Source organism: Oceaniradius stylonematis, from assembly GCF_003149475.2.
In the GTDB taxonomy this organism is placed as follows: Bacteria; Pseudomonadota; Alphaproteobacteria; order Rhizobiales; family Rhizobiaceae; genus Roseitalea; species Roseitalea stylonematis.
The window spans coordinates 479,355-494,405 of the sequence record NZ_QFWV02000004.1 but is presented as its reverse complement, the minus strand read 5'-3'; the positions used below and the strand labels follow the sequence as shown (position 1 = coordinate 494,405).

The following is a 15,051-nucleotide window of genomic DNA, read 5'->3' as shown; positions in this document are numbered from 1 at the left end:
AAATCGACGCGCATCAACTGCCCGCCTCGACGCCCCAGAGCCGGTTGCGCAGTGCCGTATCGCCGTAGATCGCCTTGTCCAGCGCAGGCAATCCGTGCGTTTCAATCAGCGTATGGTTCTGCGAAAGAAGCGAGACACCGATCCCGGCCCGGCCATCGGGTGGAGCATAGCCGAGCAGCTCGAGGATGGTCGGATAGACGTCCATCATGGTCGCGTCGCGGTCGATCGCCTGCGGTTCAATGCCGGGGCCGAAGGCGACAAAGAAATTGCGCCGTTCACGCTGCTTGAGTTGCCGGTAGACCGAGTTGCGCATCGCCAGATGGTCGCTCTGGATCACGACAACGGTGTTGTCGAGATGGCCGGACACTTCGAGCCGATCAAGCAGTTCGGCGGCCAGTTCGTGCGAGCAACGGAAAGCCTTGAGCGTCGGATCGTCGAAGCGGTCGACCGTCGGGCGACCGTGACAGCTGCGCGACACAAAGCCGTTGGGCGTGTGGCCGCCAATATTGGTCACCGACAGCGCAAAGGGCGACCCGGTTTCGACGATGCGCTCGATCTCGTGGAACGCCGCGTCGAAAATGTCCTCGTCATCGAGCCCCCATTCATTGCCGCCATCGGGATAGTCGGCGCGCAATTGGCTGAACGCCAATGGCTTTTGCCACCCGTGGCTGGCGGCGAACTTGTCCGCGCCTGCAAACCGCAGCGGCGCGGTCTGCATCACCGTCGTCTGGTAACCGTCGCGCTTCAGCAGGTCGGCAAGGCAGGTGGCGCCCGGCATGAACGCATCATCGATGAAATGAAAGCTGTTGTGTGTCACAAGACCCAGCGGCATCAGCGGGACGCCGCACTGGGAGGCAACCTGTCCGGCCAGCGTCCAGTTCGTCAGCGCCGCCTCGTGCAGATTGGTCAGCTCGATCCCGCGTGCGGCAAACGGCGCAAGCGGCGCCATCACGTCGCCGAACGCGCCTTCATCCATCAGAGTCCGCTCGCTACTTTCAAGGTAGAGGATCAGAAGGTTTGGCCTGTTGGTTCCAGCCTTTCGCAGATCGCCAATCTCGGCATAGCCGCTATAGACCACCTTGTGCGAGGCGGCTTCGGCATCGCCGACATATTCTGCCACCGACCAGGTGAACGGGTTGAAGACCAGCAGCGGCAGAACCGCCAGCCGGTCGATCCGGCGAAACCGGTGGTCGGTCGCCGACAGCAGCCAGAGCCCGACGACAAGCGCGACGATATAGGCCAGCGGCATACGCGAGGTACGAAGGAACTCGCTGACGACCCCATTCGCTTCGACGCCATGATTGGCATGAAACAGGATCGGGCCAAGCCCGAACTGGCCGAACTTGATGGTAATGAAGTACCAGAACGCAAAAAGGAGCGTCGGAAACAGGACCAGCGGCGGCAGAAAGCGCGCGCGACCGCTATGCCCTCGGCGGGGCCCGGCAAGGCTGACCAGCACAACGACCACCAGAACAACGAGGCCCGATACGACAATGTCGGTGTCGAACAGGCTTTGCAGCATGAAGCCAAATCCGAGCAGCGTCAGCGTCACGCCGAACACCCATCCGCCAGCTTCGGCCTTGGGCTCGGTTTGTGGTGTAGGCGTGGTCTGAGGCGTCATCGACAATTGGCTCCCGGCTCGTACCGGAATACCTTATGTCCAAGACATTGCCATCGGGTTTACCGGGCCGGACACGCCGCGGCGGCTGCTCAAACGGCACCCTAACCAGAAGGCGTCAGTACACCCGCGCTTTCGGCGCGATCTTGGCCAGTTCGATGCCCTCGGCCAGAAGATCGGTGTGCACCGGCCGATAGTCGAGCGTCACCGCGCCGGTCTCGCTCATCCATGCCAGCGTGTGCTTGCGCCAGTTCTCGTCGTCGCGGCCCGCCATCGGGCCGTCCTTGAAATCCTCGCGCGCATGGGCGCCACGGCTCTCCTTGCGCGCCTCGGCGCCATAGACCGTGGTGATCGCGCAGGCCATCAGGTTTTCCAGTTCCAGCGTCTCGACAAGGTCCGAGTTCCAGATCATCGACCGGTCGGTGACGTTGATGTCGGCCAGTTCCTGATGAGCTGCGTCCATGCGGCGGCAGCCCTGTTCGAGCGTCTCCTGCGTGCGGAAGACGGCGGCGTCCTCCTGCATGATCGTCTGCATCTTCAGGCGCAGATCGGCGGTCGGCGTACCGCCGTTGGCATGCCGCAACCGGTCGAACCGCTCCATGATCTTGTCGCAGGATGCGCGATTGATATCGGGAACGGATGCTTCGCGATCAACCACTTCGCCGGCGCGGATGGCTGCGGCGCGACCGAACACGACCAGATCGATCAGCGAATTCGAACCCAGACGGTTCGCACCATGCACGGATGCACAGCCCGCTTCGCCGACGGCCATCAGGCCGGGTGCGATCGCATTGGGGTCGCCATCGGTCGGGTTCAGCACCTCGCCCCAATAATTGGTGGGAATGCCGCCCATATTGTAATGCACGGTCGGCAGCACCGGGATCGGTTCTTTCGTGACATCGACGCCGGCGAAGATCTTGGCGCTTTCGGAGATGCCAGGCAGGCGCTCGGACAGAACCGCCGGGTCGAGGTGATCGAGATGAAGGTGGATATGGTCGGCGCTCTTGCCGACGCCGCGCCCCTCGCGGATTTCCATGGTCATGCAACGCGAGACGACATCGCGTGAGGCAAGATCCTTGGCTGACGGCGCATAGCGCTCCATGAAGCGCTCGCCTTCGGAATTGACCAGATAGCCGCCTTCGCCGCGCGCGCCTTCCGTGATCAGGCAGCCCGCGCCGTAAATGCCGGTCGGGTGGAACTGCACGAATTCCATGTCCTGAAGCGGCAGGCCGGCGCGCGCGATCATGCCGTTGCCGTCGCCCGTGCAGGTATGCGCGGATGTGGCCGAGAAATAGGCCCGGCCATAACCGCCCGTGGCCAGCACGACCATCTTGGCCGAAAAGCGGTGGATGGTGCCGTCATCGAGGTTCCAGGCAACGACACCGGTGCAGGTGCCGTCCTCGTCCATGATCAGGTCGATGGCGAAATACTCGATATAGAACTGCGCATTGTTGCGCAGCGACTGGCCATAAAGCGTGTGCAGGATGGCATGGCCCGTGCGGTCGGCAGCCGCACAGGTGCGCTGCACCGGCGGCCCTTCGCCATAATTCTGCATGTGCCCGCCAAACGGGCGCTGATAGATGCGGCCGTCCTCGGTGCGCGAGAACGGCACGCCATAATGCTCGAGCTCATAGACCGCCTTGGGCGCTTCCATGGCGAGATACTGCATGGCATCGACATCGCCGAGCCAGTCCGAACCCTTGACGGTGTCGTACATGTGCCACTGCCAGCTGTCGGGCGTCATGTTCTGCAGGCTCGCAGCGATGCCGCCCTGGGCGGCGACCGTGTGCGACCGGGTCGGAAACACCTTGGTGATGCAGGCGGTTCTCAGGCCCTGCTCGGCCATGCCCAGTGTCGCGCGCAGGCCCGCGCCGCCGGCGCCGACGACCACCACATCGAACTTGTGGTCCTCGTAGGTGTAGGCCCGGCCGTTGACGCCCGGTGCCGCTGCATTGCCGTTGGTGCTCATGTCAGCTTCCGAAACCCATTTTCAGTATGGCGAAGACCGCGAGAACCGCGATCCCGAAGGTGAAGAAGATGTTGGCGACGAGCAGCGCATACTTCGCCAGCTCGCCATGGATGTAATCCTCGATGACCACCTGCATGCCGAGCTTGGCGTGATAAAGCGCCGACACGATCACCAGCAGCATGACCACCGCAACGAACGGGTTGGCGAAGGTCGCGGCGACGGTGGCGTGGTCCTCGCCGTTGAGCGAAACGACGATCCAGACAAAGGCGATGATCAGCGGCACATTGGCCAGCGCGGTCAGGCGCTGCCGCCAGAAATGCTCGGTGCCGTCCTTGGCCGATCCCAGGCCTTCGACGCGCTTGAACGGTGTCTTGATGGACATGGCGATCTCCTCAGCGCACCAGCATGGCGATCAGCCAGACCAGAAGCGTCAACGCGCCCGACCCGATGAACGTCGCATAGGCGAGCTTGGTCGACATTTGCTTGCTGATCAGCTTGCTCGCGTCCCAGGCAAAATGCCGCAGGCCGCCCAGAAGGTGATGCATCAGGGCCCACGTGTATCCCAGAAGGATCAGCATGCCGAAGAGCGAGCCGAAGAAGCCGTTGACGTAGTCGAAATAGGCCGGACCCGCCGCCGCCGCGATCAGCCACCAGGCCACCAGCACGGTGCCGAAGTAGAGCGCGACCCCCGTGATGCGATGCATGATCGAGGCGATCATGTTGGGGATCAGCTTGTAGATGGACAGATGCGGCGAAAGCGGCCGTTCCTTCCTGGCCTGGCCGCTGGTGGCCGACGAGCTGGTTGAAGACACCGCTTTCCCCTTGATCGTTCTGATTGGTGCGCGCTGCCAAACGGCTCGCGCAGCGTCGCGATTGGAAATGTTCTAGAGCGCGTTTCGCACTGCGTCAAAGGTCATGCGGCATCGTGCCATCGTCAATTGGTCGGACGCGGAGACCAGGCCGCAGAACCGGCGTGTCCTCGATCCGATGTTGACCGGCGAACGGGAAAGGCGGGCCTCCTTATGCGCGCAAACGTCGCTCAGCGACGGCAATCCGTTGGCGCCTGGCCGCTGGCGAACCAGCTTGCCGTCCGGCCGGCGAACACCAGCGCATAGCCCGTCTTGGCATAGCGTTCGCGCTGTCCGGGCGGATCGGGCGGCAGGCTGACGGTGACGCCGCGGCTGTCCGTGATATCGAGCCCGGAGCCGGTGCGCGCAATCGTCAGCCGCACACCGCCGGTGCAGCTCCAGCTGGCGAGACGGGGTTGGGCGCTTTGGCTCAAGCCGACATCGCCGCCGGTCGAGCATGCGGCGAGAAGCGCCGAGGAACAGGCGACGGAAACGGCAAGGCAAACGCGAATCGAAACCATCGCCGATGCTTACGCCAGAGATTTGGGAGGGGCAAGCAAGAGGAGCGCTCAGAAATCGGTGTCGACCTGTTCGTCCTTTTCCAGCGCCCGCCGCAGCCGTCCGAAGGCGAGTCGGATGCGAGACTTGACGGTGCCGAGGGGCAGTCCGGTCTCGTCGGCGATCCGGCTGTGCGAATAGCCCAGAAAGAATGCCATGCGGATCAGCCCCACCTGCTCCTCCGGCAGGCCCGCCAGTGCATCGCGCACGCGCGCATCGCGCTGTTCGCCATCCATCATAGCATCGGGAAGCGGTGATTCGGCCGGCCGCAGCATCGGTTCGTCCGGATCGAGAAGCCCGGACTTGTCCCGCCGCAACGCGTCGATGCGCCGGTTGCGGGCAACGCGGAAGAGCCAGGTCGACAGCGACGATTTGGTCGGATCGAACAGGTTGGCCTTGTGCCACAGCACGATCATCACTTCCTGGGCGATGTCCTCGGCGGCGCTGTCCTCGAGGCCCAGACGGCGCAGATAGGCCTTGATGCGCGGCGCGAAGAAATCGAACAGTTCGGCGAAGGCGGTCTTGTCGCGGTCGCTGGCCACGCGCGCGGCCAGCGCAGCGAAGTGTTTGTGCTGTTCGCTCATCAAACAGTCTCTGGTTCCGGACAAGGGCGCCATGCGCGCTGTGAAGGGCCCGTCAGCCCGACCATTTGCGCCGATCGGGCGACATTCGCCCAATTTGCCGAACAAAGTCAAACTGTTGCCGTTTTCCTCGGCGACAGGCATTCGTCAAGGCCGATAGGCGGGCACCAAGACGTCCGGATGGCGCTTCGAAGCGATGCCGTGACATGGTCGGCACGAAGGTCGAAAGCCGGTCCCGTTCATGGTTTGGTAACCATCTTTTTCCAAGGTGGAAGCCATGGGCGAACGGCACAAATCCGGGCGCTGACACGCTTATGCGGCCCCTTTTGAACTTGGTAGGAACAATGCTTCACGGAAAACGAGTTTTGGCGGCAGCGGTTGCGGTGGGCGCGCTGATGACCGGCAGCGTTGCCGCGCAGGCGCAGACGCCGCAGCGCATCGGACAGTTCAACGACTGGGGTGCCATCAGCTATCAGTCCGGCGGCGCCAAGGTCTGCTATGTGGTTTCGGTACCGCTGACCAAGCAGCCCTCGAACGTCAATCACGGGGATAATTTCTTCGTCGTCACCCAGCGGGGCGGCCAGAACGTGACATTCGAGCCGCAGTTCATCGCCGGGTACACGCTCCAGGAAAACTCGAAAGTCACGGTGACCGTGGACGGCGCGCCCTTCTCCTTCTTCTCCAAGGACAACACCGCCTGGACCGAGAACGCAGCACAGGATCCCGCGCTGGTTGCCGCCATGCGGGCCGGCTCGCGCATGGTGGTTCAGGCCACCTCGAGACGCGGCACAAACACCACCTACGAGTATTCGCTGTCGGGCGTGACCGCGGCGTTGAACGCGATCCAGAACTGCCAGTAGCGCCGCTCTGCACCGTCCCGTTCCGCAATGGCCGGGCCTTCGGGTCCGGCTTTTTCTTGCGCTTTGCCCCCCCATGGCACATATGCGGGCTTCACCGACGCAATCCGGTCCGAAGCCATGGCCATTTCACTGGACATACGCGACGAAGCGACGCGCGCGCAGCTTGCCGCCGTGCAGGCGGGCCGCATCGACGACCGGTCGTCGCTGATCGGGCTGACGCGGGCAAGGCTGGGTGAGGCGCTGCGGGATGCCGGTGTGCCCGACCGGCAGATCAGGATGCGCGTTCAGCAGCTCTGGCACTGGCTTTATGTGCGCGGCGTCGATGATTTCGCCGCCATGAGCAATGTCTCCAAGGACCTCAAGGCGACGCTCGCGGAGCGCTTTACCATCGCCGGTCCCGAGATCGTCGAAGAGCAGATTTCAGCCGACGGCACGCGAAAATGGCTGCTGCGGTTTCCGCCGCGTGGAGCCGGCAAACCGGTCGAGATCGAGACTGTCTATATCCCCGAGGAAGGGCGCGGCACGCTGTGCGTCTCCAGCCAGGTCGGCTGTACGCTGACATGCACATTCTGCCACACCGGAACGCAGACGCTTGTCCGCAACCTGACCGCCGGCGAGATCGTCGCGCAGGTCATGCTCGCCCGCCAGCGCCTTGGCGACTTCCCCGACGCCGACACGCCGGCCGGCGCGATCGTGCCGTCCGAAGGCCGCAAGGTCTCCAACATCGTCATGATGGGCATGGGCGAGCCGCTCTACAATTACGAGCATGTGCGCGATGCGATGCAGGTCTTCACCGACGGCGACGGGCTGTCGCTGTCCAAGCGCCGCGTGACGCTGTCGACCTCGGGCGTCGTGCCGAAGATCGGGCCGATCGGCGAGGAAACCGGCGCCATGCTGGCCATCTCGCTGCATGCGGTCACCGACGAGTTGCGCGACGTGCTGGTGCCGATCAACAAGAAGTACCCGATCGCCGACCTATTGGCTGCCTGCCGCGCCTATCCAGGCCTGTCGAACGCGCGCCGCATAACGTTCGAATATGTCATGCTCAAGGGCGTCAACGATTCACTCGCCGACGCCAAGGAACTGGTGCGCCTCCTCAAGGGCATTCCGGCCAAGATCAACCTGATTCCGTTCAACAAATGGCCCGGCTCGGACTATGAGTGTTCGGACTGGGAGCAGATCGAAAAATTCGCCGATTTCATCAACGCCAACGGTTATGCCTCGCCGATCCGCACACCGCGCGGCCAGGATATTCTCGCCGCCTGCGGCCAGCTCAAGTCGGAGTCAGAACGGATGAAGAAGACCGAGCGCCTGGCCTACGAGGCGATGATGATTGTCGGCCACGGCGAGTGACCGGCCGTCACTCGTAAACCGGCGTGACCGTGTACCCGGCGTCTTCGAAAAGTTTTGCCAGACCCTCTTCGCCCGGCAGGTGCAGCGCACCGACCGCGATGAAAGCGCCGCCCGTCTCCAAGATCGGCAGCGAGCGCTTGGCCATGGTGTGGTTGCGGGCCGTCACCATGGTCTGCTCGAACGCGGCATAACCGCCCTCATCGCTGACCGCCTCGGGCGTAAAGACGCGCAGCACCGGCCAGACCAGCCCGGTCTGCCCGTCGCCATAGAGTGCGATCATCGTCTCGATCACATCGTCGATCCGGTCGCCGAGCGCGATCGTCTCGACCAGACCGCGCACGTGAAACGCCATCGGCAGCGAAGCCATGGCTTCAAGCTGTTCGACGATCGTTTCAAGCCCGACCAGTTCTTTGCCGGCCGCTTCGGCGCGTTCGGCCAGAGCGATGTCGAGGATCGGCTGGCCGGCCTGCTTGCGCGCCATCTCGCATTCGGGCAGCGCCACCATGGCGGCAACCAGCCAGGGCTTCATCCGGTCGACCAACGCCAGTTGCAGCCCGCGGCTCGCCAGGCCCTCGCGCAGCACGGCCTCGTCGCCGGCATCGAGAAAATCGCTGATCCGTTCATCGGTGGTGAACATGGTCAGTTCCGGCCGGGTGAGCAGCGCCATCTGCGACTTGGCCGGATCGAGGATTTCCGTCGTTTCGATGACGAGCACGTCCGACGCATCGAAGGCGTCCTGGGCAAAGGCTGGCAGTTCGGTAACGCGCGGATCGGTCATATGCATTGTACCGAACAGATAGGACGGCGCGACACCGTTCTTTTGGATCCGGAACAGGATCGCGTCACCATTGAGCGTTTCGGCGCCTTCGGCCAGAACCGCGCGGTGCGCTTCGGGATCGGTATCAGCGAGTTCCTGAAGCAGATTGACGCCCGTGCAGGCCGGCAGACCGGCATCTTGTGCGCGTGCACTCGCCGATATGATCGTGAGCAACAGCAACGCCGCGAACGCAATGTTGAGCGCCGCGACCAGTTTCAGCGCGGGGCCGCTCAGCCTGTCGGCGAATGATACGGCATTGACGGCAAGGTTTTCCATGCGCGCGAGATTAGCGGCCAGTGACGACGTTTCCGTTAAACGCAATCGTTAACAGTGCGACAATGCAACCGTCATGCACGCGGGTGGGCGGCGCGCCAAGCCTCGAGAAGGCGTTGCGAATCGACGCCGGTATAGACCTGCGTCGTCGATAGGCTCGCATGGCCCAGCAACTCCTGGATGGTGCGCAGATCGCCGCCGGAACCGAGCAGATGCGTCGCGAACGAATGGCGCAGCGCGTGCGGCGTGGCGGTGTCGGGCAGCCCGAGCGCGCCGCGCAGGCGCCGCATGTCCCGTTGCAGCACGGCGGGCTGCAGCGCCCCGCCGCGCAAACCGCGAAACAGCGGTGTGCCGGGCGAAAGATCGTAGGGACACAAATCGCGATAGGCATCCACTGCCTCGAAAACGGCCGGCAGAAGCGGCACGGTGCGCGTCTTGCCGCCCTTGCCGGTCACCGCAATCGAGCGGGCCGACCGGTCGCGCAGATCGCCGCCATCGAGCGACAGTGCCTCGCCGATGCGCAGCCCGCAGCCGTAAAGAAGCGTCAGCACCGCGGCATTGCGGGCGCGGACCCAGGGTTCGTCATTGAGCTGTTCGTCCGCATCAACCGCGCGCACGGCGTCGGCGGCCGTCAGCGGCTTGGGCAGGGATTTGGGCTGACGCGGCGCGCGCATCGCGGTGGCCGCCGCCGCGTTGGCCAGACCCTCTTTTTCCAGATGGCGCAGGAAGGAGCGCACCGCCGCAAGGTTCCGGCCCAGCGACCGCGTGCCCGCACCCTGCGCGCGCCGCCGCGTCAGAAAGGCGCGCAGATCCATCGGCTTGAGATCGGCGATCTGCCTGACGCCGGGCGGTCCACCCTGATGGTCGGCGAGAAAGTGCAGGAACTGCCGCGTATCGCGTTCATAGGCTTCGACCGTATTGGCCGCCAGCCGCCGTTCGCCGGCGAGCTTTTGCAGCCACGCCTTGCGCGCGGCGATCAGATCCGGTCGAGCGGGCAGGAGCGCTTGGGTCATGGATCCACTCTAGGCCGCCCCGGTTACCGCTTGCTTGATGACGGCCACAAAGCCGCCGCTTGGCGTGCCGCGCAAAAGCGATTATCGCACACCCATGAGCACGAAACCGTCTAATCCGGTCCTGATGGGTGTCATCGGCGCGCCCCACGGCGTGCGGGGCGAAGTGCGCGTCAAATCCCACACCGGCGACCCCGTGGCACTGGGCGACTATGGCCCGCTGTTCGACAAGGACGGCAACCTGTTCGAGATCACCGCCATCCGGCCGTCCAAGACCGTGGTCGTCGTCCGCTTCAAACAGGTCAACGGCCGTGAGGCGGCCGAAGCCCTCAACGGAACCGAACTCTTTGTCGACCGATCGAGGCTTCCCGACGGCGAACTGGAAGACGATGAGTTCTTCATCGACGATCTGGTCGGGCTGGATGCGGTAGACGCTGACGGAGCGCGCATCGGCGCGATTGTCGCGGTTCACAATTTCGGCGCCGACGACATGATCGAAGTGCGGCCGGCCGGCGGGGGCCGTACCGAACTCTATCCGTTCACTCGCGCGGTCGTGCCCGAGATCGACATGGATGCCGGGCGCCTGACCCTCGTTGCGCCCGGCGAGATCATCGCCCGGCCCGAAGAGGACGAGGCGTCATGAGTTTCAAGGCATCGATCCTGACGCTCTATCCGGACATGTTCCCCGGCACGCTGGGCCAGGCCTTGGCGGGCAAGGCACTCAAATCGGGCGCCTGGTCGCTCGATGTCACGCAGATTCGCGATTTCGCCACCGACAGGCACCGCAGCGTTGACGACACGCCCGCCGGCGGCGGCGCCGGCATGGTGCTGCGGCCCGACATTCTCGCCAAGGCCATCGATCACGTGTCGTCGACAGAAGACAGACGCCCGCGCCTCCTGATGAGCCCGCGCGGCACGCCGCTGACCCAGGCCATGGTGCGCGATCTCGCCACCGGGCCCGGCGCCGTCATCGTCTGCGGTCGGTTCGAGGGCGTCGACGAGCGGGTGATCGAGGCGCGGCAACTTACCGAGGTGTCAATCGGGGACTATGTGCTCTCGGGCGGCGAAATCGCGGCGCAGGTGCTGCTCGACGCGGTTGTTCGGCTGCTGCCCGGCGTGATGGGCAATGCCGCGTCCGGTGAGACGGAGAGCTTCGAAGCCGCGCTGCTCGAACATCCGCACTACACCAGACCGACCGAGTGGGAAGGCCGGACGATTCCCGATGTGCTGACATCGGGCAACCATGCCAGAATTGATGCATGGCGGCGCGAACGAGCCGAAGCGCTGACCAAGGCGCGCCGCCCCGACCTCTGGCAAGCGCAGGCGCGCAAAAAACCGACGGCGGACAGGTGACAAAACCGCTGGCTTCCTGTATGAGCGCGCGGAATTTCGGACAAACCGAAGTCTTTACAGCAACTACGGGCATGACCACCGCTCCGGTCCGGGACCAAATCCGGGCCAGGCTGCACGATGAGACCGCATCGACGGCGATTGTGCACCCCAGCGAGCGCTCTGGCGGTTCAAAAGAACAAGAAGGACAGTCGAGATGGACATCATCCGTCAGCTCGAGGCCGAGCAGGCCGCCAAAATCAGCGAAAAGCGCACCTTTCCCGATTTCTCGCCCGGCGACACCGTGCGCGTTCAGGTCCGCGTGACCGAAGGCAAGCGCACGCGTCTTCAGGCCTATGAGGGCGTGTGCATCGCGCGCGCCGGTTCGGGCCTCAACGAGAACTTCACCGTCCGCAAGATTTCCTATGGCGAAGGCGTCGAGCGTGTCTTCCCGCTGTTCTCGCCGCTGGTCGAGGCCGTTGAGGTCGTCCGCCGCGGCAAGGTCCGCCGCGCCAAGCTCTATTACATGCGCGGCCTGCGCGGCAAAAAGGCCCGCATCGCCGAGAACACCGGCGCCCGCGCCCGCAAGCTGAACGAGGCCGAGCGTCAGGCGCTGGCCGAAGAGCGCGCCCGCATCGAGGCTGAAAAGGTTGCCGCCGCCCAGGCCCTCGCCGCCGAAAAGGCCGCAGAGGAAGCAGCCGAAGCCGCAAAGGCGGCCGAGGCGGAAGCAGCGGCAGCCGCTGAGGCGGAAACCAAAGAATAAGGCGGCAGCCGACGGCATAACCGCGCAAGCGGGGGACGACGCGAAGGCGGGCCGGAAGGTCCGCCTTTTCGTTTGCGGCACCGCACAAGACGCCCTTGCCTGCCATCCGTTTCCGGGCCACTGTCGGCCTTTGCCCGTCCGCCTCCGGGGACGGGGCACCTCACAATACGACAGGGAGTAAGTGCGATGTTCACACGGCGATGGGTAATGACGGCAGCGGCCGCATCGGTTATGGCGGCCGGCGCGGCAAGCGGTGCGATGGCCATGGATCTGCCCGATCTGGAAGGCCGCACGATCACGGTGGTGACCGAGAATGCCTATCCGCCGCTGCAGTTTCTCGATCCGTCGACCGGCGAGCAGATCGGCTGGGAATATGACGCGATGGAAGAGATCGGCAAGCGGCTGAACGCGACGATCGAATATCAGAATATCTCCTGGGACGCGATGATCCAGGCGGTGTCCGACGGCCAGTATGATGTCGGCATGACAGGCATCACCATTCGCGAGGACCGGATGGAGAAGGTCGACTTCTCCGACAAATACATGACCAGCCAGATGTTCATGCTGGTGCGCGGCGACGAGGAGCGTTTTGCCGATGCGCCGAGCTTTGCGGCCTTTGAAGACGGTCTTGTCGGCGCACAGCCGGGAACGACGCCCTTCTACGTGGCAGTCTACGACATGCTCGACGGCGACGAGGCCAATCCGCGCATCAAGCTGTTCGAAACGTTCGGCGCCTCGGTCCAGGCGCTGCGCACCGGCGATGTCGATGTCGTCCTGACCGACGGCACCGCCGGCGAGGGCTATGTCAAGGCCTCGGACGGCGCGCTGAAGCTGGTCGGCGAACCGCTCGGCACCGAGGATTTCGGCTTCATCTTCCCCAAAGGCTCCGATCTGGTCGAGCCAATCAACGCCGCCATCGCCTCGATGGAAGCGGACGGCACGCTGGACGCGCTGAACACCAAATGGTTTCTGGAGTACTCGCTGGGCCAGTAGGGCATTGGGGCTTCTCTGACGCCCTTTTCATGTCTTTCCGGCATGCGCATCCGGCGCATGCCGGCACTGGCTCATGCGACCCGGTGGTCAACCGGTCACAGTGCGGACATAGGTCACCAGGACAAATGCGATCGCCAGCGCCAGCGTGATCGTGACCAGCGATGAAAAGGTCGGCTCGTTGCGTGCCATGCGCTTGACATGGTCCCAATGCCATCGCGGCGAAAAGACCTTCGCGCCGTAGAACAGGTAAAAGATGCCGAACGCGATGATGACCCAAACGATCCTGGACACGTCGTTTTCCTCCGCCCACAACGGCCCTCTATGAAATCCCGGAGCCGCTGGCAAATCCGATGACCGCCCTGCCGCCCGAACCCTCGCAAGACGCGCCCGACGACGACTTTCCATGGTGGCTGCTGGCACTGGCCGTCATCGGCGTCGGCCTTGCAATCCTGATCGCGACCAACGACCTTTACACCCAGGTCTTCCGCACCGTCTCGCGCGGCGTGCAGATCACGGTCTTCGTCACGCTGGTCGGCTTTGCCATGGCCAGCATTCTCGGTCTGCTTCTGGCGCTGATGGCGCTGTCGAATTCGCTCGTCCTAAGGCAGATCGCACGCTTTTACGTCGAAGTTATTCGCGGCATCCCGATCATCGTCCTGCTCTTCTACATCGCCTTTGTCGGCGCGCCGGCGCTGGTCTGGCTGATCAATGGCGTCACCTGGCCGCTGCAGCAACTGGGATGGATTGAGCCGCTTCTGGTGCGCGACATCTCGCTCCTGTGGCGGGCAATCCTGGCGCTGATGATCGGCTATTCGGCGTTCATCGCCGAAGTCTTCCGCGCCGGCATACTCGCCGTCGACAAGGGCCAGATCGAGGCGGCCGAGGCGCTGGGACTGTCACCCTTCCAACGGTTCCGCTTCGTCGTCTTCCCGCAGGCGATCCGCACCATCCTGCCGCCGCTCGGCAACGACTTCGTCGCCATGGTCAAGGATTCCTCGCTCGTCTCCGTGCTCGGCGTCGCCGACATCACCCAGATGGGCAAGGTCTACGCGTCCGGCTCGTTCCGCTTCTTCGAGACCTATTCGATCGTCGCCTACATCTACCTGATCCTGACCATCGGCCTGTCGCTGGCCCTGCGGCAGCTCGAAAAGCGGTTGCGAAAGAGCCAGCATCGCTAACCCGAAAAGATCAGCGCGCTGCCGACGAGGACGAGCGCCGCGCCGATCCACGCGCCGGCCGCCGGCATCTCTCGCGTCCGCCACCACAGAAGCGGCAGCATGATCGCCGGCGTCGTCGCCGAAAGGGTCGTGACGATCCCCACTTCGCCGCCCGACAGGGCAAACAGCAGAAACGTCATGCCGAGCGCCATCGCCAGAAAACCGGACAGCGCGGTGTAGCCGGCAATGCTCCAGGTCAGCGGCTTGGCCTGGCCGACCATCCGAGCAGGCGCCTGCATCAGCACGGTCAGGCACAGCGCGGCCACGCCGATCCGCACCGCCGATGCCGCGGCGGGATCGACCATGCCCGTTTCCATGACGGGACGCGCGATGAGTGCACCGACCGATTGGCACAACGCAGCAGCGAGCCCGAGCGCAACGCCGACCCACAGCGGCCCGGTCACGCTTTCCCATTGATGAAGCTGATCCTTGCGCTTGCCGAAGACGATGGCGAGCACCACGCCGGTCATGGCGATCGCGATGCCGGCCAAGGTAACCACAGACAGCGCTTCGCCCAGAACAATCCAGCCCAGCACGACGGACATCGGCGCATTCATCGAAAACAGGATGCCCGTTCGCCGCGGTCCAAGCCTGTTCATGGTCAGAAACAGCGCCGTGTCGCCCAGAAAGATGCCGATGAGCCCCGACCAGACCAGCGGCCAGAGCACCTCGCCCGACAGCGTGCTCCAGGTGCCCGCCGCCGTCACCCACACCGCCAGCATGGCGAACACCATCGCCATGCGCAGACGGTTAAAGGCGATGGCGCCCAGATGCCGGGCCGGCGCCACCGAGACGAGCCCGGTCAGCGCCCATACGGCAGCGGCTGCCAGCGCGGCGATCTCATGAATGAACATCGTTGAAG

17 protein-coding genes are annotated in these 15,051 nt (G+C 64.2%); 7 read left to right on the top strand and 10 right to left on the bottom strand.

Annotated features, from left to right (window positions below):
* Positions 1 to 13 precede the first annotated feature (13 nt).
* The 6 genes from DEM25_RS06045 to DEM25_RS06020 form a co-directional block, all read right to left on the bottom strand.
* Entirely contained in the window at positions 14 to 1,621 is a 1,608-nt protein-coding gene (locus DEM25_RS06045; RefSeq protein ID WP_109768934.1) for a sulfatase-like hydrolase/transferase, read from the bottom strand.
* A gap of 115 nt (positions 1,622 to 1,736) precedes the next feature.
* Positions 1,737 to 3,587, bottom strand: a complete 1,851-nt coding sequence (gene sdhA, locus DEM25_RS06040) for a succinate dehydrogenase flavoprotein subunit (protein ID WP_109768935.1) — start codon at positions 3,585 to 3,587, stop codon at positions 1,737 to 1,739.
* A gap of 1 nt (position 3,588) precedes the next feature.
* Positions 3,589 to 3,969: a succinate dehydrogenase, hydrophobic membrane anchor protein gene (gene sdhD / locus DEM25_RS06035; RefSeq protein WP_109768936.1), complete on the bottom strand. Its 381-nt coding sequence runs from the start codon at positions 3,967 to 3,969 to the stop codon at positions 3,589 to 3,591.
* Between the two features lie 10 nt (positions 3,970 to 3,979).
* Positions 3,980 to 4,399, bottom strand: a complete 420-nt coding sequence (gene sdhC / locus DEM25_RS06030) for a succinate dehydrogenase, cytochrome b556 subunit (RefSeq protein ID WP_109768937.1) — start codon at positions 4,397 to 4,399, stop codon at positions 3,980 to 3,982.
* Between the two features lie 227 nt (positions 4,400 to 4,626).
* Complete coding sequence (locus DEM25_RS06025) at positions 4,627 to 4,956, bottom strand: hypothetical protein (protein ID WP_109768938.1); 330 nt, start codon at positions 4,954 to 4,956, stop codon at positions 4,627 to 4,629.
* A gap of 48 nt (positions 4,957 to 5,004) precedes the next feature.
* On the bottom strand, positions 5,005 to 5,577 hold the full coding sequence (locus DEM25_RS06020; protein WP_375566368.1) for a sigma-70 family RNA polymerase sigma factor: 573 nt from the start codon (positions 5,575 to 5,577) through the stop codon (positions 5,005 to 5,007).
* A 341-nt stretch (positions 5,578 to 5,918) separates the two neighbouring features.
* Between DEM25_RS06020 and DEM25_RS06015 the strand changes: the two genes are divergently transcribed.
* Together DEM25_RS06015 and rlmN are read left to right on the top strand one after the other, a co-directional pair.
* The gene (locus DEM25_RS06015; protein WP_196780279.1) at positions 5,919 to 6,434 is read left to right on the top strand and encodes an invasion associated locus B family protein; all 516 of its coding nucleotides are present in this window, start codon (positions 5,919 to 5,921) and stop codon (positions 6,432 to 6,434) included.
* Between the two features lie 117 nt (positions 6,435 to 6,551).
* Complete coding sequence (rlmN, locus tag DEM25_RS06010) at positions 6,552 to 7,787, top strand: dual-specificity RNA methyltransferase RlmN (RefSeq protein ID WP_109768970.1); 1,236 nt, start codon at positions 6,552 to 6,554, stop codon at positions 7,785 to 7,787.
* A gap of 7 nt (positions 7,788 to 7,794) precedes the next feature.
* On the opposite strand, the gene DEM25_RS06005 is transcribed toward rlmN, so the two are convergent.
* Both DEM25_RS06005 and DEM25_RS06000 read right to left on the bottom strand, forming a co-directional pair.
* On the bottom strand, positions 7,795 to 8,880 hold the full coding sequence (locus DEM25_RS06005; protein ID WP_109768939.1) for a TraB/GumN family protein: 1,086 nt from the start codon (positions 8,878 to 8,880) through the stop codon (positions 7,795 to 7,797).
* Positions 8,881 to 8,951: 71 nt separating this feature from the next.
* A complete protein-coding gene (locus DEM25_RS06000; RefSeq protein ID WP_109768940.1) occupies positions 8,952 to 9,890 on the bottom strand; it encodes a tyrosine recombinase XerC in 939 nt (312 codons plus the stop codon).
* A 94-nt stretch (positions 9,891 to 9,984) separates the two neighbouring features.
* Between DEM25_RS06000 and rimM the strand changes: the two genes are divergently transcribed.
* The 4 genes from rimM (at position 9,985) to DEM25_RS05980 (ending at position 12,972) form a co-directional block, all read left to right on the top strand.
* Positions 9,985 to 10,530 (top strand): ribosome maturation factor RimM, encoded by a 546-nt coding sequence (gene rimM / locus DEM25_RS05995; protein WP_109768971.1) that lies wholly within the window; start codon positions 9,985 to 9,987, stop codon positions 10,528 to 10,530.
* A complete protein-coding gene (gene trmD, locus DEM25_RS05990; RefSeq protein WP_109768941.1) occupies positions 10,527 to 11,240 on the top strand; it encodes a tRNA (guanosine(37)-N1)-methyltransferase TrmD in 714 nt (237 codons plus the stop codon). The genes rimM and trmD overlap by 4 nt, the downstream gene beginning before the upstream one ends.
* Positions 11,241 to 11,433: 193 nt before the next feature.
* Positions 11,434 to 11,979, top strand: a complete 546-nt coding sequence (gene rplS / locus DEM25_RS05985; protein WP_109768942.1) for a 50S ribosomal protein L19 — start codon at positions 11,434 to 11,436, stop codon at positions 11,977 to 11,979.
* Positions 11,980 to 12,165: 186 nt separating this feature from the next.
* Positions 12,166 to 12,972 carry a transporter substrate-binding domain-containing protein gene (locus DEM25_RS05980; RefSeq protein WP_109768943.1) on the top strand — a complete coding sequence of 269 codons (807 nt, stop codon included), beginning with the start codon at positions 12,166 to 12,168 and terminating at the stop codon, positions 12,970 to 12,972.
* 87 nt (positions 12,973 to 13,059) lie between these two features.
* On the opposite strand, the gene DEM25_RS05975 is transcribed toward DEM25_RS05980, so the two are convergent.
* Positions 13,060 to 13,263 carry a hypothetical protein gene (locus DEM25_RS05975; RefSeq protein ID WP_147393280.1) on the bottom strand — a complete coding sequence of 68 codons (204 nt, stop codon included), beginning with the start codon at positions 13,261 to 13,263 and terminating at the stop codon, positions 13,060 to 13,062.
* A 59-nt stretch (positions 13,264 to 13,322) separates the two neighbouring features.
* Here DEM25_RS05975 and DEM25_RS05970 point away from each other — a divergent pair, with 59 nt between their 5' ends.
* Positions 13,323 to 14,150: an amino acid ABC transporter permease gene (locus DEM25_RS05970; RefSeq protein WP_109768945.1), complete on the top strand. Its 828-nt coding sequence runs from the start codon at positions 13,323 to 13,325 to the stop codon at positions 14,148 to 14,150.
* On the opposite strand, the gene DEM25_RS05965 is transcribed toward DEM25_RS05970, so the two are convergent.
* Entirely contained in the window at positions 14,147 to 15,043 is an 897-nt protein-coding gene (locus tag DEM25_RS05965) for a DMT family transporter (protein ID WP_109768946.1), read from the bottom strand. The genes DEM25_RS05970 and DEM25_RS05965 overlap by 4 nt on opposite strands.
* Between the last annotated feature and the right edge of the window lie 8 nt (positions 15,044 to 15,051).